The organism is Paenibacillus sp. FSL R7-0331 (assembly GCF_000758645.1).
GTDB classification, from domain to species: domain Bacteria; phylum Bacillota; class Bacilli; order Paenibacillales; family Paenibacillaceae; genus Paenibacillus_AQ; species Paenibacillus_AQ camerounensis.
Map to the genome: position 1 here is coordinate 6792765 of NZ_CP009284.1, position 23068 is coordinate 6815832.

15 protein-coding genes and 1 pseudogene are annotated in these 23068 nt (G+C 53.7%); 6 read left to right on the forward strand and 10 right to left on the reverse strand.

Going from position 1 to position 23068, the window contains the following annotated elements:
* Positions 1–5 precede the first annotated feature (5 nt).
* Positions 6–1739: a sensor histidine kinase gene (locus R70331_RS29585; RefSeq protein WP_042181737.1), complete on the reverse strand. Its 1734-nt coding sequence runs from the start codon at positions 1737–1739 to the stop codon at positions 6–8.
* Positions 1740–1985: 246 nt separating this feature from the next.
* Positions 1986–2903 (reverse strand): HPr(Ser) kinase/phosphatase, encoded by a 918-nt coding sequence (gene hprK, locus R70331_RS29590; protein ID WP_042181739.1) that lies wholly within the window; start codon positions 2901–2903, stop codon positions 1986–1988.
* 226 nt (positions 2904–3129) lie between these two features.
* Between hprK and R70331_RS29595 the strand changes: the two genes are divergently transcribed.
* On the forward strand, positions 3130–4788 hold the full coding sequence (locus R70331_RS29595) for a histidine kinase N-terminal 7TM domain-containing diguanylate cyclase (protein WP_042181741.1): 1659 nt from the start codon (positions 3130–3132) through the stop codon (positions 4786–4788).
* An 82-nt stretch (positions 4789–4870) separates the two neighbouring features.
* Here the strand turns inward: R70331_RS29595 and dhaK are convergent, their stop codons facing one another.
* Complete coding sequence (gene dhaK / locus R70331_RS31360; protein WP_042181743.1) at positions 4871–6631, reverse strand: dihydroxyacetone kinase subunit DhaK; 1761 nt, start codon at positions 6629–6631, stop codon at positions 4871–4873.
* 1 nt (position 6632) lies between these two features.
* Positions 6633–7769 carry a glycerol dehydrogenase gene (locus tag R70331_RS29605; protein WP_042181745.1) on the reverse strand — a complete coding sequence of 379 codons (1137 nt, stop codon included), beginning with the start codon at positions 7767–7769 and terminating at the stop codon, positions 6633–6635.
* Between the two features lie 177 nt (positions 7770–7946).
* On the opposite strand from R70331_RS29605, the gene R70331_RS29610 reads away from it, so the two are divergent.
* A complete protein-coding gene (locus R70331_RS29610) occupies positions 7947–8990 on the forward strand; it encodes a PocR ligand-binding domain-containing protein (protein WP_042181747.1) in 1044 nt (347 codons plus the stop codon).
* A gap of 395 nt (positions 8991–9385) precedes the next feature.
* On the opposite strand, the gene R70331_RS29615 is transcribed toward R70331_RS29610, so the two are convergent.
* The 3 genes from R70331_RS29615 to R70331_RS29625 form a co-directional block, all read right to left on the reverse strand.
* Positions 9386–9601 carry a hypothetical protein gene (locus R70331_RS29615; protein WP_156131218.1) on the reverse strand — a complete coding sequence of 72 codons (216 nt, stop codon included), beginning with the start codon at positions 9599–9601 and terminating at the stop codon, positions 9386–9388.
* A gap of 242 nt (positions 9602–9843) precedes the next feature.
* On the reverse strand, positions 9844–11355 hold the full coding sequence (gene mqo, locus R70331_RS29620; RefSeq protein ID WP_042181750.1) for a malate dehydrogenase (quinone): 1512 nt from the start codon (positions 11353–11355) through the stop codon (positions 9844–9846).
* Positions 11356–11540: 185 nt separating this feature from the next.
* Complete coding sequence (locus tag R70331_RS29625) at positions 11541–13382, reverse strand: Imm51 family immunity protein (protein ID WP_042181752.1); 1842 nt, start codon at positions 13380–13382, stop codon at positions 11541–11543.
* Positions 13383–13570: 188 nt separating this feature from the next.
* Between R70331_RS29625 and R70331_RS29630 the strand changes: the two genes are divergently transcribed.
* The 3 genes from R70331_RS29630 to R70331_RS29640 all read left to right on the forward strand — a co-directional run bounded on the left by R70331_RS29630 (position 13571) and on the right by R70331_RS29640 (position 16396).
* Positions 13571–14362 carry an AIM24 family protein gene (locus R70331_RS29630; protein ID WP_042181755.1) on the forward strand — a complete coding sequence of 264 codons (792 nt, stop codon included), beginning with the start codon at positions 13571–13573 and terminating at the stop codon, positions 14360–14362.
* A gap of 58 nt (positions 14363–14420) precedes the next feature.
* Positions 14421–15251 carry a helix-turn-helix transcriptional regulator gene (locus R70331_RS29635; RefSeq protein ID WP_081947802.1) on the forward strand — a complete coding sequence of 277 codons (831 nt, stop codon included), beginning with the start codon at positions 14421–14423 and terminating at the stop codon, positions 15249–15251.
* Positions 15252–15364: 113 nt separating this feature from the next.
* Positions 15365–16396 carry an ABC transporter substrate-binding protein gene (locus R70331_RS29640; RefSeq protein WP_042181757.1) on the forward strand — a complete coding sequence of 344 codons (1032 nt, stop codon included), beginning with the start codon at positions 15365–15367 and terminating at the stop codon, positions 16394–16396.
* Between the two features lie 84 nt (positions 16397–16480).
* On the opposite strand, the pseudogene R70331_RS30860 reads toward R70331_RS29640, so the two are convergent.
* The 3 genes and pseudogenes from R70331_RS30860 to R70331_RS29655 all read right to left on the reverse strand — a co-directional run bounded on the left by R70331_RS30860 (position 16481) and on the right by R70331_RS29655 (position 20565).
* Positions 16481–16934 (reverse strand): annotated as a pseudogene (locus tag R70331_RS30860) (helix-turn-helix domain-containing protein).
* 74 nt (positions 16935–17008) lie between these two features.
* Entirely contained in the window at positions 17009–17827 is an 819-nt protein-coding gene (locus R70331_RS29650; protein WP_231576535.1) for a GNAT family N-acetyltransferase, read from the reverse strand.
* Positions 17828–17970: 143 nt separating this feature from the next.
* Positions 17971–20565 (reverse strand): S-layer homology domain-containing protein, encoded by a 2595-nt coding sequence (locus R70331_RS29655; protein ID WP_042183482.1) that lies wholly within the window; start codon positions 20563–20565, stop codon positions 17971–17973.
* Positions 20566–20754: 189 nt separating this feature from the next.
* Between R70331_RS29655 and R70331_RS29660 the strand changes: the two genes are divergently transcribed.
* Positions 20755–23061 (forward strand): AraC family transcriptional regulator, encoded by a 2307-nt coding sequence (locus R70331_RS29660; RefSeq protein ID WP_042181761.1) that lies wholly within the window; start codon positions 20755–20757, stop codon positions 23059–23061.
* Positions 23062–23068 lie beyond the last annotated feature (7 nt).

Genomic DNA, 23068 nt, shown 5'->3' on the forward strand with positions numbered 1-23068 from the left:
TTCCTCTACTCCCTCACTTCACGGATTTCCGCATTTTCTACAGGCAGAACAATCTGCACCGCCGTTCCGGCGCCGTAATGGCTGCCGATCTGAATTCCGTAATCATTGCCGTATCTCAGCTTGATCCGTTCCTCTACATTCCTCAGGCCGTAGCTGCCCGGCTGGAAGGAGCCTGAACGCATATTCCGCAGCGTATCCGGCCGCATGCCAATTCCGTTATCAATAACCTTCAGCTCAATACGGTCGCCCAGCTTCCTGCCCGTAATCCGGATGGCAATGCTCTCGCCGAACCAGGCATGCTTGAAGATATTTTCCACGAACGGCTGCAGGATCAGCTTAATGACCGGAACCTGCAGAATCTCAGGATCAATATCATAATAGACCTCAAAAGCATCGGCATACTTAACCCGCTGGATTTCCAGATACATCCGTACCTGCTCCAGCTCATTTTCAATGGAGATATAGACCTTTCCTTCGTTCAGGGTAAGCCGGTAAAATTTAGACAGTCCCCGCACCATCTTGGTAACCTTCTCAACCTCCCCGAGATTAGCCAGGCTCACGATTGCCGACAGGGTATTATACAGGAAGTGCGGGCTGATCTGGGCCTGCAGCACATCGAGCTCGGCCTGTTTTTTCTGGAGACCCTGGACATAGACATTACGGATCAGCTCCTGGATGCTGGCCGCCATCTGATTGAAGCTGTTGGCAATATACACAAATTCATCGTTCCCGGGAAACCCGATCCGTTTATAGAAGTTGCCCTCCTGAAAAGAGCGGGCCAGGTAGACGATGCGCTTGATCTTCTTGCCGGATATACGGGCCACCAGGAAACCAATCGCCGCCATGACCACGAAGCTGATTGTGCAGACTGCACCGATTGCCCTTTGCATTCGGCTTGCATCCTTGTTGAGATAGCTGTGGGGCACGCGCGCTTCGATCACATAACCCGGTATCGGAATATCCTCGCTGATAATCAGATATTCGTCCGGCTTAGCCGGCTTGTCCGGGGTGCCCTGCTCATAAATGGTAATGCCCTGAACCCTGTCCACCAGCCGCAGCTCCAGTCCCTGGTCCACAGGAAAGGTGTCGAAGTTGCCGAACAACTCGTCTATTCTGGCCGTAACCCGGATATAGCCGATCACCGACGGGGCAGCGTTGGAAGCAACGAGCTTGCGGAAGTACGAAATGTTGCCCAGCCTGCTGTCACTGTCCGCCTGCATCCACAGGCTGTCCTGGTTATTCATAAGGATGGACCGGAACCATTCCTTGTTCTCAATGACCCGCTCAGACATCACATAATAATCGCTTCTGCCGATCGGCTCAGACATATCATCTCCGGTAATCTCCAGCATAGCCTCATTAGCGGTATACAGCACAAGCCGCAGCTTGTTCCCGTACAGTTGCAGAGGCGCTTTCATATATGGCACGATGTCATCGCGCATCTTAAGCATATTCTCCAGCGTATTGCCCCTGAACTGCAGCGCATTCTGAAAGTTAGTATTAAGAAACAGCGAATTGCTCATCCGTTTGATCTCATCGGTCTGGTATTCAATATTGCTCCTTGTCTGCTTCAAGGCTGTCCGTACATTCGTCTCCGCCATCTCGGTCCTTGACTCAACAAGCATTGTATAGGCTATATAGCCGACCAGAAGATCGGTCAGGAGAACCAGGATCAGATAGGGGATCATCATTTTGTAGGTGAACGGAATGTACTTTTTATCCGGCGAGAATTTCTCCATACCTGGTGCTCCCTTGCAAAGGTGTAACAGCAGCTGGCCGCTGTTTGCATCCATTCTACAACGAAGTGAAAACGGTTACTACTGTTTATGTGCAAAAAAAGAGGCAGGAAGCTGCCTCTCGCCGGTATCACCTTAGAAGAATGTTGTATATATCCTTTTGTGGAGTGCCGCTTTGCCTCGTGATCTGATAGAATTATTATTGATGGCCTGTTGTATCCAGTCTTCCGGTTGATAACGCTTCAGCGCTTACGGCTGCATCCCGTCCTCAATCCGTTTCATAAATTCTTCAACAGCGCTGTAGCCGAGCTGCTTCAGATACCAGTTGTTGGCGGCAGCCTCGATTAAGCCGGCCACATCGCGTCCCGGCTGAAGCTGAACCTCAATATGCGGGATCTTCACGCCGAGATATTCGGTGAACTGGGGCACCAGCTCCAGCTCATTGTTAAGTGCGTTCTCACGCCAAGGGCACAGCTCAATATCAAGCACAATGCGGGTCTCATCCTGGAAGGCCTTGCGCCCGTACTGGCGGACCACATTAATCAGGCCGATGCTGCGCAGCGCCAGGAACTCGCGTGTGGTCTCGTTGTGGGTGCCAAGCAGTGTAGCCGGACCCAGCTTTTTGAGCACGACAATGTCGTCGGCTACGAAGCGGTGGCCTCTGCGGATCAGGGTGTGTGCCGTTTCGCTTTTGCCGATGCCCGATTTGCCCCGCAGCAGAATGCCGATACCGGACACGTTCACACAGACACCGTGTATGGACAGCTCGGGCGCCAGCGCCTTAACCAGATAGCTGTCCAGCTTGGCGATGAACTCGTTGGTCGTTTCTGCTGTCCGCAGCAGGGGAATCCCCTCCTGGTTACAGAAATGCGTAAGATAAGGAATTTCCTGCTGTCCTGTCGTGACAATAAAGCACGGGGGATGATATTTGACGATATTGCCGATATGATGCACGCGGTCCTCTACACTCAGCGTAAGGAGATAATTAATCTCCTTGCGGCCGAGCACCTGCACCCGCTCCATCGGAAAGAAATCAAAATAACCGACAAATTCCAGACCGGGCCGGTGTGTCCGCGGCCGCGTAACCTGGCGGTCCATCCTGCTCGCTCCCGCAAGCACCTCCAGGTGGAATTTATCAGTTAGGCTCTGAACGGTGATTGACTTCATAGGGCTCTCCTCCTGCAGCTAGGGCGTATCCCGGATACGCCTGACATTTATTAGATTAGTTGTCGGTAATATTCAACGGCCGGGGCAGCTCTACCTTCTCTTTGTTATAGATTCCTCTAAAAATCTTGTAATCTTCATAACCTGATTATATATTAAAAATATTACCTAAGTCTTAAGACCCACAGAAATTCATAATATACCAATAAATGCAAGAGGGTGCGGCGTATTGGATTTGGGATCGTGGATTGATCTGATCATGTGCTTTATTCTGTTCCTGCTGTTCATATACATTTTTGTCTCTGTCACTATAACCAGACTGCACAAGGTATACCTGGGCTTTCATTTCTCGATGATGCTGTGGCCGTACTGCCAGTTCGCGATCAAAACGGTCGATGATCCGGTATATCAGCTGTTCTATGTGAAGCTAGCCTTTGTCGATGCGTCCATGCTGGTTGCCGGCTGGATCTTTTTCACCATCCTGATCTCCGGTCAGACACAGTTCCTTAAGCGCAAAATATTAATCCTGCTGTTCCTGCCTGCGGTCTTCTCCTCGCTCGGAGTAATACTAAATCCGTACGGCTGGTTCGTTACTCCGGTTAACGGAGGGTACGTCGAGCGGATTTACGGGCCTATTTTCTGGATTAATATCATTATTCTAATTATTCACGCTCTCGTTTCCCTGTACATTATTTATGTTGCGCTTGTCTCTGACCAGGCATCCCGGATTAAAAACCAGATTATGTATATGCTCAGAGGCATAATCGCAGTAACGGTGTTTCTGCTGCTGGATATCCTGCTGAATGTTGTGCTCGACGACTATCTGCCGGTCATACCGGGATTTACTTCGCTCGGTATTGTTATCTCTGCCGTTTTCTTTGTCATTACCATTCATCAGGACAAGGTATTCGATATTGTGACCATTGCCCACCAGGATATTATTGATACGATGGAGTACGGTATTCTCGTGCTGGATGATCAGGAGCGGGTGATGGAGATGAATCAGGCTCTGCACCCTTACTCCCGGCTCAAGGCCGGTGAACGCTTTAACATGGAGGCTTTTCTGCCGGACAAGACAGATGCCATTGCACAATTTCTGAGACAATACCGGGAACGGCCGGATGAGATTGCCGAAATTGAATGCCTGCATCCGGACGGCCAGCTCTATATTAACATTCATGCTGCGCCGATCCTGGTAAGCTCAATCCGGGTAGGGCGGACTATCACCTTCCAGGATATCACCGAGCTCCGCCGGCTTATTGATGAAACGAATCATCAGAATGCCATTTTGCAGGAAAAAAACGAATCCCTGATCAAGGTTCAGGAGGAGCTGTCCCGGACGAACCGCAAGCTGACAAAGATGGCCATTACCGACAGCCTCACTGCCTGCTATAACCGGCACTATCTGACACAGCAGCTGGAGCGTGAAGTGACCGAGAAGCGCGGACTGCATGCTCAGGCAGCCGTGATCCTCATCGATATCGATTTCTTCAAAGCGGTGAACGACCGTTACGGCCATCTGGCCGGTGACCTGGTCATCTGCAGTACTGTAGAGGTGCTGCAGCGCGCACTGCGTGAGCATGATATTCTGGCCCGCTATGGCGGCGAGGAATTCATTATTTATTTGCCTGATACCGGAGAAGCAGAAGCGCTTGCCATTGCCAAGCAGCTGAAGGCCGCCGTCGCCTCCAATAAAGTAAGCATCGATAATGTCGCCCATCCGGTATGGGTGACCATCAGCATGGGAGTGCTCAGCATCAATGAGTTCAGCCCCAGACAGACGGGGGATGCTTCAGCTTACCTGAATGACCTGCTCAAAACCGTAGACAAGGCACTCTATGCCGCCAAGCACCAGGGCCGCAACCGGATCGTCTCGGTACGGCGCTAAGCCGGGCGCACAACAAAAGACCGTTACCGGACAAGCATTCCCGGTAACGGTCTTTTGTATTGCATTCCTCAGCTGCTTCTTCTTATTGCATGGCTTCCGACAGCCCGGTAAAAATAACCCCCAGCGCATAAGCACCTGCATCGGGATAACCGAGACTCCGCTCGCCGACGGTGCCGGCCCGGCCCATACGGGCTACGATATCGCCGGTCTGCCGTGCTCCCTCAACTGCAGCCGCTGCCGCCTTCGCCGAGGCGGTGCTGAAGTCGTCGCCCTGTGCGGCGCTGTCCTTCCATGACTGCGCGTATGGAACCAGCGCGTCGATCAGCGTTTTGTCGCCGACAACCGCACCTCTTCCGAAGGCCCGCTCACCTGTATCCTGGATACCCTTAACCACAGCCTCCAGCATTTCAGCCAGCTCTGCCATGCTCAGGCCGCTCCGGTCACCGGCATATTTGCCGGCCGCCCGGAAGGCAGAGCCCCAGATCGGGCCGGATGCCCCGCCGCAGTGCTCCATAATAATCAGGGAGCAGGCATCCAGGAAGCTGCCAGTGTCAGCTGCATGATTCTGCGTAATATCCTTCCATTCGGTTTTGAGCTGCTTGAATCCCTTGGCCACGCTCATACCGAAGTCACCGTCCCCCGCATGGGCATCCAGCTCACAGAACGGAACCTCATTCTCGATGATGATTTCGCTCATTTTATCAATGGCATAGATGAGATTATTCAGAGTAAAGGCATCTCCTGTAACCTTGGCATACGCTGCATCTGTATCACACTTAAACGAAACCTCCTGCTCCGCCTCAGGCTGGTGGATAACCTCGGTGTACTGCACCGGCTCGAACGGACCTTGAAGAACTAGGGCAGGGGTATGGCACTCGTCGGCAAGCAGCGACTTCAGCTCATCATCCAGCTTCATCAGCGACAGGGAGGCTCCGGCCATATCAATGCTCGTCATGAAATTTCCGACCAGTACGTTATGCACGGTAACCTGTTTCGCATCCAGCTCACGGATAACCGAGTTGCCTAGCAGATACAGCTCCTGAAGCGGGGTTGCCCCGAAGCCGTTGACCAGCACCGTTACCTCGCGTGCAGCAGTACCGTCTGCGCCCAGGCTTTCCAGCAGGGCGGCTACCATTCTCGCTGCCAGCTCATCCGCGGTTACAACCGGCTCCCTGCGGATACCGGGCTCACCGTGAATGCCTACCCCGTACTCCATTTCGTTATCCTCAAGCTGGAAGGTTGGTGTTCCCTTTGCAGGTACTGTACAGGAAGTGAAGGCGAACCCGATGCTGCGGATATTGGCAATGGCCTTTTCCGCTGCTTTCTTCACCTCTGCCAGAGGCAGACCGCGCTCGGCCGCCGCGCCGGCAATCTTATGCACCAGCACTGTTCCGGCCACCCCTCTTTTCCCTACGGTATAGAGGCTGTCTTCAACGGCAATGTCATCGTCCACCTTGACATAATCGACCTCAATACCGTCTTCTCCGGCGAGGAACGCGGCATTCTTGAAGTTCATCATATCGCCGCTGTAATTCTTGATAACCAGCAGCGTTCCCTTTTGGCCCGCAGTTGAGCGGATTGCCTGGTAGATTTGAATCTGCGAAGGCGAAGCAAAAATATCCCCGCAGACCGCCGCATCCAGCATCCCTTTGCCGACAAAGCCGGCATGGGCAGGCTCATGCCCGCTGCCGCCGCCGCTGATCAAAGTCACCTTATCGGGGTTCAGCTGCTTTTTCTGGATCACCTTATGCTTGCTGTTGAACTCCAGGGACGGATGGGCCAGCACCAGCCCGCTGCACATTTCCCTTACCAGCGTCTCCGGTGCATTAATAATCTTCTTCATCTTATGCCCCCTTGCTCTGCTTGAAGTTGCGTCCGAGCTGATCCGCTACCCGGATTGCCGCTGCTACAGCTTCCGGCGATACAGGGAATGGCATCGAATGAATCGATTCCTCCGGAATGCAGGCCTTGACTGCCACTTCCAGCAGCTCTTCCTGTGAGATACTGTCGACGCCGATGTCCTCCAGACAGATCGGCAGACCGATGGACAGGCAGAAGCCGAACACCTCGTTCAGCTCGCTGGACGGGGCATTTTCAAGCACCAGCTGGGCAATCGTGCTGAAGGCCACCTTTTCCCCGTGATAGTAGTGATGCGTGCCCTCAAGCGAGGTTAGGCCGTTATGAATCGCATGGGCCGCAGCCAGACCGCCGCTCTCAAAGCCGAGTCCGGACAGCAGAATGTTGGCCTCGATGATATTTTCCAGCGCAGGCGTTACCTGGTTACAATCGCTGGCTACCTTCGCATGCAATCCGTCCTTAAGCAGTGTCTCATAGCAGAACTTAGCCATCATCAGTGCCGTATTCGTTCCCCTGGCAGGTCCGCATACGCCTTCACGTACACCGCTCGGCAGGCCGGCGTTGACATTGGAGTAGGAGCTTGAGGTCGCTCTCGCTTCAAAATAAGTCGAAAGCGCATCCCCCATCCCGGACACCAGAAACCGGGTGGGCGCATTGGCAATTACTGTTGTATCGATCATAACCACACTAGGACTTTGTTTAAAATAAGCATAATCATCAAACTGACCGTCCGGAGTATAGAGAACCGCCGAGTGGCTTGTCGGTGCGTCAGTCGCTGCAATTGTCGGCACAATAATCAGGGCTTCGCCTTCAGCCACACACTTGGCTGTATCAATCGCTTTACCTCCGCCGAGTCCGATGGTACAGGAGCAGGAATGCTCACGGGCCAGCTCCTTCAGGCGGGCAACCTCTTCACGCGAGCATTCGCCGCGGAAATTGCTTTCGACGAGAGTGATTTTAAACTTTTCAATGGTGGAATCCAGCTTAGCCTGCACACGCTTCACATCATCCGGGTGGGCGATAAGCAGCGCAGACTGGCCGAAGGTCTGTACAAAGTAACCCAGATTGAGCAGTTCGTCCTCACCCTGCACATATTTGGTCGGGCTGATAAAGGCTTTTCTCATCTTAATTCCTCCTAAAAATGTCGTGAGCTTCTTACGTCAAGTATAGTCTGCCCATTCTTTTTAAGCATTGTACTCTGCCTGCTACATTAAGCGTTTTCAGATTGTGTTTTCTTGTTGTATACTTATTGAATAGTATTATCTTGCACTTTATTGCCCGGATAGGAGGATCTTACACCCATGAGTAATCCGCTGTTTAAGCTGGAGAACATTATAGACCTCGAGAAGTGGGATAAGCTCCAGGACTCTCTCGCACTGGTCACCAAGATGGCGATTATCACCGTCAACTACAAAGGGGTCCCCGTCAGCAAACACAGCTACTGCCAGCCTTTCTGCCAGGGCGTGAGGAAGGACGACATGCTGTCCCCGTTCTGCCAGAAATGTGATGCCCGGGGCGGTCTTGAGGCCGTCCGTCTGAATACGCCCTACATCTACAAATGCCACTTCAATATTATTGATATTGCGGTTCCGATCATTATAGACAATCAATACATAGGCGCGGTCATGGCTGGACAGATCCGGCTCCGCGACTCCGACCAGCAGCAGCTGGAGCAGCTCGTCTCCCGGCCGCCCAATGCCGATACCGAGCTTAAATTCCAGGCCCTTGAAGCTGAATATGCCTCGCTGCCGACGCTGTCCTATGACGAGGTTTCAACCATTGCCGACATGCTGTATCATCTCTGCAACTATATAGTGGAAGAAGCAATCACCAAGAATGCCACCATCCAGCTGTACAAAAAAACACTGCTCCCCGAAACGCCGCAAGGCCCGGCTGATGATTATGCCGCCTCTCCCGTGCCGGCTGTCGGCAGCCTCCAGGCCATTCAGAACGAGCTTTCTAGCGCGCTGGTCGAGCATTCCATCAAAGAGCTGAGCTCCATGCAGTACCGCGCCGCTAATCCGCTGCTGCAGCCTGCCTTTGATTATCTCTACCGGCATAAGAACAAAAATTTCACCCTGGCTGACCTGGCCAGACAATGTCACATCAGCCCCAGCTATTTCAGCCGGATCTTCACCAGGGAGACCGGGGAGAACTTCTCCACCTTCGCTCCGCGCCTGAAGATTGAATGGGCCAAGCAGCTCCTTGAGGCCACGGACCAGCCTGTCAACCTGATCAGCGATGTGCTGGGCTTCTGCGATGCCGGCTACTTCATCAAGACCTTTAAGAAGTTTGAGCATCTTACCCCCGCCGTATACAGAAGCAGGCTGCGGGAGGCGCATTAGTGCGCTTCTTGCAGATGGCTGGGGTGTCTGGATGAACCGCACATTGTAAATTTAACTGCAGGTACTGGTAGTCAGCTATAGGTACTCGCAGTCACTCGCAGTCACTCGCAGTCACTCACGCCCATCAGATTAAGTGGAAATCCGCCACCTAATTCCCACCAGAACCGCGAACTGAAGACATTAGTGGGAAAACGTCCATCTAATTCCCTGATTCCACCTCCAAAGAGGAAAAACACCCGGATTAAGTGACGTTTTTCCAACTAAATCTCATAAATGCCTGATTAGCTGAGAATTAAGTGATCAAAATCAAACTAATTTCCAAATCTCCCTTTCCGCGCCATATCCGGCTGAGTTAGGACTCTGACGTTGCCCGCTTCTGCCGAAATCAAAGATATTTATTCCTTCAATCTACCCATTCTTCCGCTTCCACCCCGATCAAAGGCATTTTTACCCTTCATCCCGCTCGTCCGCCCGCTTCCGCTCGAACCAAAGGCACTTTTGCCCTTCATTCCGCTTATTCGCCCACTTTCGCCGAAATCAAAGGCACTTTTGCCCTTCATTCCGCTCATTCGCCCACTTTCGCCGAAATCAAAGGTACTTTTGCCCTTCATTCCGTGTTCGCCTGTTTCCCCCTGTTCGCCGGGAAGCCATTGCAAAGGGGATTCCTGACCTTCCCTGACCTTCACCAACTCCCAGAACTCCCGAAACTCCAGAACACCCCCTACTTACTCGAACATTCCTCAACTTACCTCAACCTTCCCGAACATCCCCAGACTTTCCCTGTCTTTTCCTGCATCCCCTATCATGCAACAAAGGCAGGCCCCCGCCGGACGGGGACCTGCCTTCTGATGTATTAACGGATGTTAGCCTGCTTCTGCGGCTTTTCTTCACTAAGTCCCAGCGTCTTGGTGTCCGACGCCAGAACCTCCTTCAGCAGCTCCGGCCGGGAAGCCAGCGGCGCGCCGTAGGAAGGGATCATCTCCTTAATCTTCGGCTCCCAGGCCTTGAAGTGCTGCGGGAAGCACTTTTCCAGCACCTCCAGCATGACATGCACGGCCGTAGATGCACCTGGAGACGCACCAAGCAGGGCGGCTACCGAACCGTCAGAGGCGCTGACCACCTCGGTCCCGAACTGGAGCGTGCCTCTGCCATCCGGCGTATCCTTAATGACCTGAACACGCTGGCCGGCTACGACGATCTTCCAGTCAGCGGTTTTGGCGTTCGGAATGAACTCACGCAGCTCATTCATCCGCTGCTCGTTCGAGAGCATCAGCTGCTGGATCAGATATTTGGTCAGGGCCATTTCCTTCGCACCCGCGGCCAGCATCGTGAACAGATTGTTCGGCTTCACCGAACCGATCAGGTCAAGGTTTGAGCCGGTTTTGAGAAACTTCGGCGAGAAGCCGGCAAACGGCCCGAACAGCAGCGCCTTTTTGTTGTTGATATAACGGGTATCCAGATGCGGAACCGACATCGGCGGGGCACCAAGCTTAGCTTTGCCGTATACCTTGGCATGGTGCCGCTCCACAATCTCGGGGTTATCGCAGACCATGAACAGCCCGCTTACCGGGAAGCCGCCGATATGCCTTGACTCGGGAATCCCTGTCTTCTGCAGCAGCGCCAGACTGCCGCCGCCCGCCCCGATAAACACGAACTTGGCAGCGTGTGATTCCATCTGTCCGCTGCTCAGATTATGCACCCGAACTCGCCACTCACCGTCTGCCGCGCGACGGATATCTTTTATCGCATGCCTGTAATGGACCTCGACCTTGCGGCTCTGCAGATGGTCGAACAGCAGCCGGGTCAGCGAGCCGAAGTTAACATCCGTACCTGAAGTAATCCGGGTTGCGGCAACCGGCTCACTGGAGCTGCGGCCCTCCATCATCAGCGGAAGCCATTCCTTCAGCTTCTTGGGATCATCCGAGAACTCCATGCCCTGGAACAGCGGATTCTGTGAGAGCGCTTTAAATCGCTTATTCAGAAAAGCGACATTCTTCTCTCCCTCAACCCAGCTCATATGGGGAATCGGCATAATGAAATCCTGCGGGCGGCGGATCAGCTGATGCCTGACAAGATAGGACCAGAACTGCCGGGACAGCTGAAACTGCTCATTAATTTTGACTGCCTTGCTGATATCGACTGACCCGTCCGGCTTCTCCGACGTATAATTCAGCTCACACAGCGCCGCATGTCCGGTTCCGGCGTTATTCCACTCGTTGGAGCTCTCTTCTCCCGCGCCTGCAAGCTTCTCAAACACTTTAATGTTCCAGTCCGGCGCCAGCTCTTTCAGCAGGGCTCCCAAAGTCGCACTCATGACTCCTGCACCAATCAAGATAACGTCTGTTTTTTTGTGTACGCTGCTCATAAAAAACCTTCCTTATCTTTTTGAATTTGCCAAAAGAGCCGGGCCGCTGTACAAGCTGCTCGAAGCCAGGCTCTCCTAAGGAATACTATTAAAATGTTAATTAGCTGTTATCAGATAATTATATACAATTTGAAGGAAATAAAAAATCAAAAGTTCACGTGAAATGAAGGGAATTTGGACCTCCTTTAATCCAGCTCCGCCCGTGAGAACAGATCATGGATCAGCTGCTCATCCTCACAGGCCTGCTTGAAGCCAAGAATGAAGGCCTGCAGCGCCGCCCGGTCAGAGGAATAGGCACAGAACATATCGGCTTCCGGGTCAAAATGCACAAGCTCCAGCAGCTGCGGCATCCGCTCTTCAAGAAATACTGACGCAAGCGAAGCCCAATCGTACCCGTTACCCTCAAAGCCCTCATCTGCCCGTGCAGCAAACAGCTCATGCTTGTAGCTCCCGACAACCAGAATGACGGACATTCCGCCGTTAGCCTGCTCAACCAGCTTGAATGGCGCTACATCTGCTTCTGTTATTGCAGGCTTTTCAGTCCCTGTCCCTGTCTCTGCTATCCCTGCCCCTGCCCCTGTCCCTGCCCCAGCTTCTGCTGCCTCCGCTGCAGTTTCTGCTTCCGCCAACTCCACAGTCTCTTCCGGCTCATCCGCCACGAGAGAAGCAGCCTCCAGCTGCTGCAGTACACGGCTAGACGCCTCGGCTGTAAAAGCCAGCTTCCCGTGGGACTTCACAATCTGCCCCTCCCTGATCCGCCGGTCCAGCCAGTCGGTGATGAAGCCGGGAGCATAGCCGCCCTGTCCAAACGCTCCGCCGAAAGCGATCATCTTGGGATACGCTTCAAGATAATCCTCCCGGCTTGGCTGCGGATAAGCACTCGTATACAGCGCGAACTGTACATCGTACATCAGCAGAGACAGCTCGTCGGCATGGAACGAGAAATAGCCTTTCTCGCGGACAACACGGCGGCATACAGCCCTGATCTGATCCTCCAGCTGCTCTGCTTCAGGCATCCGGCTGCACAGCTCAGCGAGCAGAGGCGAGAATTCGCCCTCCTGCACCTTGCGCAAATCCTCCTCCCTGTCCTCTGCAGAGGTATCATATAACTCCTCATGCACAAGGCCGCGGATAAAGGTCTCAAAATCCGGTGCCAGGTACGTAATTTCATAATCTGCCTCCTGATCCACATGGATTACCTCAGGCTCTCCATCCTTGCCGCAGTGCCGGTAATCCAGCATGATCACATCATGACCGGCTGACGGACAGTCGCAGATGACCACTCCGATATCCGGGTAACCCCATTCCTCAATCATGAACGGGCTGCCAAGGTCGCCGCATAGCGAATAGGATTTATCCCTTCCAATCCCCAGAATTCCCGTTATTGCGGCATGGTCATCCGCCCAGGAGGTCGGCACATTTGTAGGGAAGCAGGTGTTGTGCGGGACACCGCCGTTATGCTGCTTCATCAGCATAATATAAGAAGCGGGCAGCTTGTAGCCAAGCTCCTGCTCAACAGATGCGATCAATTCATCATCCGGCGGATCGCTGACATAGGACTCCAAGGCATAATCGCTGTCATCCCAAAAGGCCTCAAGGTCCATTCCTTCAAAAGGAATCCCTGTACGCACCTGTGTCCTGCTGCGTTCGCGGTTAGCCGCGATTACCCGCTCCTGCTCCAGCTTCCTCCGGCTCCAGTCCAGCAGCATCGCCGATTGCTCGTCGCCCGGATCAAGGGCAAGCGCAGCACTGAAGGCCTGCACAGCCTCCTCGTGCCGGTCCAGATAATAATAGGAGTACCCGGTACGGAAATGCCACAGCGGATCCTTCTCTCCTTCTTCCGCTATCAAATGAAACTGCTCCAGACCTTCCTCATACAGGTCCAGGTTGTTGTATGCTCTGCCCAGGCTGCTAATCATCCCGTAATCACGTTCGGACGCAGGAACTTCCAGTATCACATCCACAATCCTCTGATGCTCGTCATTCTCATGCCACTGTGCCAATTGTGAGGTTAGATTCATATTCATAGTCTGCGGACTTCCTCTCTGTAAATATAGGATTCTCTTATTTTACCAGAGAGGGGGCAGTGAATGAAAACGGGAGGCCGCTCCGCCTAGAGGATATTGGGCTTTTTTGTCGAATAGATAGGCCTTGAACGGAGAATTGGCAATACGCACTACCTACACTGTTAACATGACGGGAGGAAGGACTCACTATGGCTTTTACCATTAATAATCTCAAAGATAACAGCAACGTTATTATCAAGGAACAGCTTGGCGGATTCACGGTAATTGAATATAAAGAGGATCTGAGCAGCACCACCATGATGGAGGCGCAATTAAACTACTTCATGAGCAGAAGCAATATGCGCAACAAGCAGCTGATGATTGAGCTGAATAACAGCGAGGTTGTGCTTAGCGCAGGCGCTATGCAGTATATGGTCGGGAATATTGAAATGACCTCAGGTGTTAAGGGTGTCGGCGGGCTGATGCGTAATATTATGTCCAGTGCGGTAACCGGAACTACAGCCATCAGGCCGCAGTACAAAGGAACCGGAACGATTCTGCTGGAGACCACTTACAAATATCTATGGCTGATTGATGTCGACAACGATCATATTGTTATTGATGACGGCATGTTCCTGGCCTGTGAGAGCTCACTGGAGCTGTCTGTTTCTGCCCGCAAAAACCTGTCTTCTGCCGCACTCGGCGGAGAAGGCCTGTTTAACTTAAGTGCCCGCGGCAAAGGAGTTCTCGCGCTCGAAGCACCGATTCCTTCCGAAGAAGCAGTTGTGGTCGAGCTTAACAATGATGTACTGAAGGTGGACGGCAATTTCGCGCTGATGTGGTCGAGTACCTTGGACTTCACGGTCGAGAAATCCGGCAAAACCAAGCTTGGCTCCGCCGTCTCCGGCGAAGGCCTGGTCAACGTCTACCGCGGAACCGGGATGGTCTGGCTGGCGCCGCTGATGCAATACAAGAACAGCATATTCACACCTAACGCCTAAAGTACGCAGCCCCCTGCTTAGTCTGATAAGTATTTTATATAGGAGGGAGGTTCCCTGAATGCCGCGGACCTATGAAGAGCTTGCGCAATATTTTGCTGCTACGCCCGTCCGGATGTTCGGTGTGTACCAGACCTGGCTGGAGGGCAGCCGGATTTATGGCGGGCATGTCCACAAGCCGACTACAAAATGTGCGGTGATCATTGCGCTTAAGGGAGAAGCCCTGTTTGCCTTCGATGGCGGGGAGCATTACCAGCTGAAGCCCGGCCATATTCTGATCGGAGGTGCTCACAGGCATCTCGAAATCACTACGGGTACAGATGGCTTTCAGTATTTCCTGGCCCATTTCCTGCCTGATGAACCGGCTGATGCAGAGGGACAACGCCGCAGGGAGGATATCTCCTGTCTGGAGACGGCACTGAACCCGGAGCTGCTGCCTCTGATGGAGCAGCTGCTGGATTCAGCCTCTGCCCCGGATACGCTCGGCCGGCTGAATCAGCGTTCACTGTTCTACCAGCTGATTACGCGGGCATTGCAAGCCGAGCGCCATCACCAGAATAAGGACAGCTATCTCATCATTGAGGATGCAATGAAATATATTCAGGCCCATTACACGGAGCCGCTGACGCTGTCCAAGCTTGCCGGGCTGTATCAGCTGAAGCCCAAATACTTCTCCTATTTATTCACCAAATATACAGGCACCGGGCCGATTGACTATCTGATTCATTACCGGATGAACAAAGCTCATGAATGGCTGCTAACCAAGCAGTTCTCCGTAGCTGCGGTCGCCAAAAGCATCGGATACTCCGACCCGTATTATTTCAGCCGGCTGTTCAAAAAATATAAAGGGATTGCGCCCAGCCAGGTCGACTTGGACAGCAAGGAAGGCTGAGGCGAAATTGTCCATCATTCTATCAGGAATCTCTTCATTCTCATTTACGCAGGATGGTGGTACTATTGGAAATGCAATTGATAATCATTTTCAATAGAGGAGCCATCTAACCTATGAAAGCACAACGAGCCACATCGTGGTCTGCCCTTCTTGCAGGACTGTTCAGCCTGCTTCTGCTGCTGAGCGCCTGCTCAAGCAATGCCGATTCCGGTAATAACGGGGCGGCGGCCAGCCCGTCACCGGCTGCGCCCCAGCAGGAAGCTGCTGCTACTGAAGCACCTGCCTTCCCGCGGACAATCGAAGCGGCTAACGGAAGCATTACTATTGACGCGAAGCCGGAACGGGTTGCTGTAGTCCACTGGGGTTACGTCGATTCCCTCCTGCTGTTCGATCTGCCGTCTGCCGGCCTCGCGCTGCCGTTCACGGAAGACACCTCGTCGCTGGGAACGGATACGTACAAGCCCTATGTAGACCGGATCGGCGAGCTGGTGATTGTCGGCGAGAATACCACCGTTAATCTGGAGGCGCTGCTGGCTTACGGGCCGGATCTGATCATCGCAGGCAGCACCGTGAACGCAGAGGTAACGGAACAGCTGGAGAAGATTGCAGCCACCGTTGTGATCGATGAAGCAACAACCGATGTATGGAGTAACTGGCCGGCCCTGGTTACAGCGTTCGGCCAAATCCTGGGCCAGGAAGAGACTGCGGAGCAGTTCATCAGCGGCTATCAGGCTAAGGTGGCGGAGGCCAAAGAGAAGCTGGCAGACGTGGAAGGCAATGTAGCCTTCCTGCAGGTGCGCAACAACGTTGCCTATCTGGGCGGCACCAAGTATCTGACTCCTTACTATGATCAGGGAATCGGCCTGACTCCGCCGGATGATCCTGCCATGGCGGACGGTGCCGAGATGTCGCTGGAGACGCTGGCTGCACTCGATCCCGATCATCTGATTCTCGGCTACTTCAACTACGACAGCCCGGAAACAGCTTCCATTACTGATGAATGGGAGCAGACGGAGGTCTGGAAGAAGCTGAAAGCCGTAGAGAGCGGACAGACTTACGCGGTTAACGGTGCGCTCGCCATGGGTTACGGCCCGCTGGCCAACACTTACGGTGTTGAAGCGTTACTTGAAGCTTTGGATAAATAAGCGCTTCAAGTGTTTATACAAAGGGCAGCCCCGCAGGCCGGAAACGGCTTGACGGGGCTGCCCTCTTTTTAGATAAAACCTGCTTCAAATATACTTGTCCTTCAGCTGATCGCTCCCGACTCCGCCGCCTACCATCAGAACCAGCGGCAAAAAGTTGGTAACTGCCTTCGGCAGGCCCCCCGAGAATCTGAATGTCAGCATTTGTGAAATGGTTCAGCCCGATAATCACGATTTTGACAACCAGCAGAAGTACCCCCAGCAAAAACACACTGTCAAACAGCGCCTTCCACTTCGGGTACGCCAGCTGCCTGCTGTCCTGGATAACCTTCTCCTTCAACCCGTCATCTCCCCTCAATAGCTCATCTATCGTAATACCGAACAGATCGCTCAGATCTATAATGACCTCGATACTCGGATAGTTTTTGCCTGTCTCCCACTTGGATACGGACTGGCGGCTAACATGCAGCTTTTCAGCAAGCTCTGCCTGGGACCAGCCCAGCTTTTCCCGTTCGCGTTTTAATTGTTCACTGAAAATCACCGGTTGCACGCCCTCTCCTGACAGTTAGATTATTGGGGGTTCTTCAGATTAAAGTAAAGCTAGTTGTAGGCGCATCAAGGGGCAACCTTAGGTTGCAGCCTCATTTCAGGCCTTACCCTGGCGGCTATCCAGTACGTGTTCAGAAAAGCTGTCCTGAATCCGGCCCGCTCCATATTGGCATGGCTGGCTGAGCCGAATTCCACATCGGTATACACTCTCTTAATGCCAAGTCCGGCGGCCTCAGCCAGCCGCTTGTTAATCAGTGAGGTCTGGCAGCCCCTGCCCCGGTACTCCGGAAAAGTATAGTCATTGGCCAGATAGCCCTCTTCCCCGCTCAGGAACATCGAACCCATCGAGGCAGGCTTTCCGTCGATACTTAACATATAATTCAGGAAATCTTCCCTGTAAAAATACTCCCTGGACCGCGCAATCATCTCCCCGGTGACCCTAAGCCCGCCCGCTGATTTCCTGATCCACTCGATGAACGTTTCAGCCGTCTGCTCCGTTACCCGCTCAATCTGAAACTCCGCAGGCGTTACCGCAGAACGCTCATCCAAGTGCACATACAGAAAAGCGAGCTGTTCAGCAGGCAGGTAGCCTTTGCCGCTTAACGCCCGGGCTACCTCTTCTGTCATATGATCCGGGGACAGATCGAAGCACGGGGCAGCATCCGGATAATGGCTCAGCAAGGTATCAAGCTGGTTCAGATCATCCGGGCCAAAGCCTTTGATGCGGTTATAGTAAGCCGATGCCGAATCCGTGTGGTCACGCAGCAGGGTAGTCCGGCCTGAAGACGTAATCTCCAGCCGCCGCGGTACATTAACCAGAGAACGTGCGGCATTCAGCCGGGTAAGCTCAATTTCAATTTTTTCGATATGGTTCACATAATCCATCGGTTTCACAGGTTCAGCATCCCCTCTCTGCTACATTATATAGCCCATACTTGCAGATTTACATACAAGAAAGCAGCACCGCCCCTGTAAAAAGAGGAAGTGCTGCTCTCTGCCGCGCGCGTTATTATCCGGTACTATACCTGTTACAAATTCGCAATCAGCGCCTTGATCGAGCTGTCAGTCTCCAGCGCACGGATAATGAGCGTTACCGCTTCGGCACGTGTGGCATTGTTGGCCGGTGCGAAGGATGAAGCTGATACGCCTTGAACCAGCTTGGCTGAGGCTGCCTGCTTAATTGCCGCTGCTGCCCAATAATTACTGCTTACGTCTGTAAAATCAGCTGAGCCGCCGCTTTCCAGCACGCCGAAATTCAGCACACGGGAGAGAATGGTCACCATCTCGGCGCGGGTGATGGTAGCTCCAGGCTTAAAGCTGCCGTCCGCATAGCCGGTTACAATCCCCTTATCCGCCAGGGCGCCGATGTAGCCAGCCGCCCAGCTTGAGCCCGTATCCGTGAAATCAGCTGCTGCCGGACTTGCAGCCAATCCGAAGGCGCGGGCAATCATAGCTGAGAACTCGGCTCTGGTAACCTGGGCATTCGGACGGAAGGAGCCGTTCTCATATCCGCTGATAACCTGCAGCTTCACTGCAGCCGTAATGGCGCTGCTGCCCCAATGCCCGGAAGTATCACTAAATGCTGTATTCACATTCTTCGAAGCAGCGATGGCATCGTTCACCGTCTTCAGAACAGCCTCCTGGGTGATTACAGACGACTGGAACGGATTCACGGCTGCTACCGGATTGGCAGTGCCCGGCTGTTCAACTGGAGTTACAGGATTAGTTACTCCTGCATTCCCTCCTGTAGTACCGCCTGTGTTATTGTTCGTGCCGCCGGGAGCAGTGCCTCCGTTACCCGGATTGCTGGCTGTTGTGTCGGTAACAATCAGGGCGATGCTGTTGTTCTGGTATATAAGCTGTGCGCTGCGTGTGCTTGGCAGCCCGTTAATCTCAACCGAGGCGAACTGGCCGGTCCGCTGGCTGTCTGCATAGGTGATCAGCGGAAGTACACCGCCGGCAGGCACATAGCTGTTCTCAAAATCCACCTGCAGCTTTCCGTCTGCTGCTACTTTTCCCTTAACCTCAAGAACATCGCCGGAGCCCGTAACATTCAGTTCCAGTGTACCGCCGGCAGCCTGCGTGAAATCTCCGCCGATGGTCAGTTTACCGTATACGTTCTCCACTACGGTACCGTGGGTATTCACGACATCGCCGCTGCCGAAGGCTGTAGCTGAATCCCCTTCCAGCGTACCGCCGTTAACCTCAGTACCGCCGGTATAGGAGTTGCTGCCGGCCAGCGTCAACGTACCGCTGCCTTCCTTAGTCAGCGCGCCGGAGCCGGAAATGTCATTCCGCCAGCGGTCTGCTGCATGGAAGCCGCCTTTGCCGGCATCCAGAGACACCGTCACATCAGAGTTGAATGCGCCGTAGCCGTCAGCTGCGGCGAACAGGTTCAGACGGCCCCAGCCCTCGGGATCATCCAGCAGCGGGTAGCCGGACTGAATCGCGGTTGTTGCCAATACCCCGCGGCGCTGCTCTGCGCTCAGATAAGGCAGGCGGGTCTCCAGCAGTACTTCTGCGCCCTTGGGAACCACTGCAGGCTCAGCGGCAGAACCGATCTGCTGGAAGCTGTACGTCAATCTCTGGTTGAACTCCGCTTTATTCTTGGCATAATCACTGAACCGGTCCTCTGCTGTTCCGGTTTCCTTCAGCAGAACCTCATGGGCCTGATCGTAAGCCTTCTGCTTAAGCTCGGCATTCTCAGGATCGGCAAGCGTTGCTGCTGCCAGTGCCGTCGCCATTACCCGGCCGCCCATCACATCGAACGGCGAGTGCATCCCGGCCACAATCCGGTTGTTGCCCATTTCCGAAGCGCGTGTCAGCAGCTCCTGGAACCGCTCCGGAACAGCATAGGCCAGCGACAGGGCAGCGAGATAAGAGGCATTAGTATGGCCGCTCGGGAAGCCGCCGTCCGTAGCAGGCGTACTGCTCATCGCCGGAACCAGCGTCGGCACAATTACCGAGGTATCGAGCCAGCGGAACGGGCGCATGTAATTATAGAACGCTTTTGACGGATTACTTGAAGCATAATTGCCGCGGAGCTTCCCGATCAGATCAACCATTGCACCCAACTCGGAGTCGGAGTTTCCGCCTTTATTCGATCCTTTTTCATCGTTGTATTTCACTTTGGTGGCGTCAGCCGGAATCTCAGTAATCGAGGTGTATGTTTCCGATATCGTGCGGTAGACTTCGGACAAAGAACCAAGCCCGTCTACGGCACCGTAGGTCTGGCCTCTCCGGTCATCGAAGTAAGCCATATCTTCCTCTGCTTTGGTCCGCTTGGCTGCAACATTTGCTACATATTGAATGTTGGCATTCAACACGCTGCTGTTCAGCTTGGTGCCGTTATCCCAGGAGGTGCCCGGTGTCCACAGCTTCAGGAAGCCGGACAGAACACCGATAACGGGGTTGGAGTAAACCGCCATATTAACGGAAGTGCTGTTCTTGTAGTTGTCAACGAAATGTCCCCACTCCGGGGCAGCCGGGACCGGGACTGAAGAATCCGCGGGGGCAGCCGATGCAGGCGGCAAGGCAACAGAGCTGGAGAGGATGGCGAAACCGGCGGCAACAGATAATAGCTTTTTGGCAGTCTTTGTGTTCAAGTGGTTAGCTCCTATCATCATTTGTAGTCGATTCGAATCGGTCTCAATGTAGCATCAGGCCGCACAAACCGGCAATAAGACGATTTCTCCTTTCTATCACTTTAGGAGCATTACAGGCGATTCGGCTGATTTAATATTCTGTTAACACAAATCGTGAATAAGCTTGTCAGAGGGTAGTGTATAATCCGCCTGGGAGGAGAATACACCGTGAAAAAATGGAACTCAGCATTTACCAGTCTGGCCGTGTCCTATCTGTTTGTCGTTCTGGTTATTGTTCTTTTGCTCTGTTCAGTGTTCTCGATTTATTTCTCCGGCCGCTATAAAGAGGAGCTGCGCAACAGCAGCCGGCTGATTCTGGAGAACACCGCAGGCACAGTTGAGGCCTCGGTGCTTCAGCGCGTGCAGCAGATCTACCTTGAGCTGTCCCTGGACCGGACATCTGCCCTTCGTCTGTTCAGCGATGCTTCTTTTCAGCATAACCTCAGTAAGGTAAGCGAGCTGCAAAATCTGCTGAAAGCCGAGGTAGCCGGCAACTCCGATATTGTGCAGGCCGTGCATCTGTACGCACCCAAGCAGCAGGTGATGCTCTCATCGCTTCATGGCCTGACATACGATGCGGATCAGGGGGAGAGCGCCGCCTATTTTGCCGGCTGGATCGGCGGTATGCGCAATAATCCGCACAGCAGCCTGTGGACTCCTGCCCGCGAGGTGCCAGAGGATATTTACTCCAGCGTGCCGGGCGGCAAGCACAGCACCCTGATTACCTATGCCCGCAGCTATCCCTTCCAGTCTTCAGGCGCTGACAGTGATCTGATTCTGGCTATAGATATCAAACAAAGCGCAATCAGCGCTATTATCGGAAATATGATGCCTATACAATATGAAGATACTTATATCATTGACCCTTCCGGCGCCATCATTGCCGGAGAGGTCCTGGCGCAGGCTGGCAGCCCCGGCTTCAGTGCAAACGGGCTGCCAGCAGCTGCGGGGGAAGCCGGGAGCTTCAGCAGCAAGATCGGGGACACCTCCTATGTCATCTCCCATCAGCCCCTGCCCTCTGCCGGCTGGACGATCGTCAGCGCTGTGCCTGCGAGCTTCTTCTATGCACCGTCTAACGTTATGCAGCAGCTGATCCTCGGCCTGTGCCTGCTTGCCCTCCTGCTGGGCTTCTTATTGTCAGGCGTTCTGGCCAAAGTTAACTACAAGCCGGTTAAGCGTCTCACCGCCAAGATCAGGGATCTGTCCGGCCCTGTTCCGGAGCCGGCGGCCAATGAGTACAGGCTGATTGACACGGCCTTCACCCGGCTAAGCCAGCAGGTCAGCAGCCTGGAGGAGAGCCTGCAGGCGAGCGCTCCGGCCGTCAAGCGCAATGCCGTTCTGAGCCTTCTGGACGGCGGCTTGAACCGCGGGGAAACCGCTGAAGCGCTGCAGCTCCTGGGCATTACCCCGCAGTACAGCCGGTACTGCTGCCTGCTCATCCGTCCGCAGGAGGCATGGGCGCACATGAGCTCCGCCCATATACAGTCCATGGTAGGCGGAATCATTGAGCACCTTGAAGACTTAGGGCTGCCCGGCTGCCGGATTATCGCCGAGGAGCTGCCGGACAGGCAGGTTGCGGCCATTGTATGTGCTGCCGGTCCGCCCGGCCCGCTGCAGGAGCAGCTCTCGCAGCTTTTGTCTGCAGAGGGAGGACAGCAGCTTCAGGCAGATATACAGCAGGCCTGGGGTAGCTGGGTTGCGGAGATTCCGCAGCTTCACAGCAGCTTTTCCGAAGCGCAGACACTGATGAAGTATGCTTATTTTCTGCCAGAGCAGTCGCTTCTTAATGCTTCCGGTCTGCTGGAGCGTGAGAACAGCCTGGATGAGATTCCGCAGGCCCTGCTTGTGAAATTTAAGGATAAGCTGCACTCCCGGCAGCTGGATGAGCTTATTTCGACAACCGGACAGCTTATTACTGCAATGCGGGAAGGCCCCTATCCGGCTGATTACTGCCACTTCATTCTGGGCAATACCGTATTCATCTACTCGGATTATCTGAAGAGTATCCGCTATAAGCCCGAAGACGGCGGGTATCCGGATCTGTACGGCCAATACATCGGAATGTCTAATATACTCCGTTTTCAGGATTGGCTTACCCGTTCACTGGCCGCCTTCATTACAGAGACGGATAAACGCAACAGCGGCAGGGCTTTATCCACAGTTGAAACCGCCAAGGAATATATCGCGCAGCATCTGTCTGACGATCTGTCGCTGGATGCCGTATCTTCCAAGGTGTTTATCAGCCCTAAATATTTAAGCAGGCTGTTCAAGGAAGAACTCGGAATGAACTATACGGACTATGTCACCGGACAGCGGATGGAGCACGCCAGAACGCTGCTGGAGAGCAGCAGTATGACTGTCGAGCAGATTGCCGGCACTGTCGGCTACGGGACGGCGGCTTATTTTATCAAACGGTTCAAAGAGAGGTATGGCTGCACTCCGGGGAATTATTTGCGCACGGTTAAAGAAGGCTAGTCTTCAG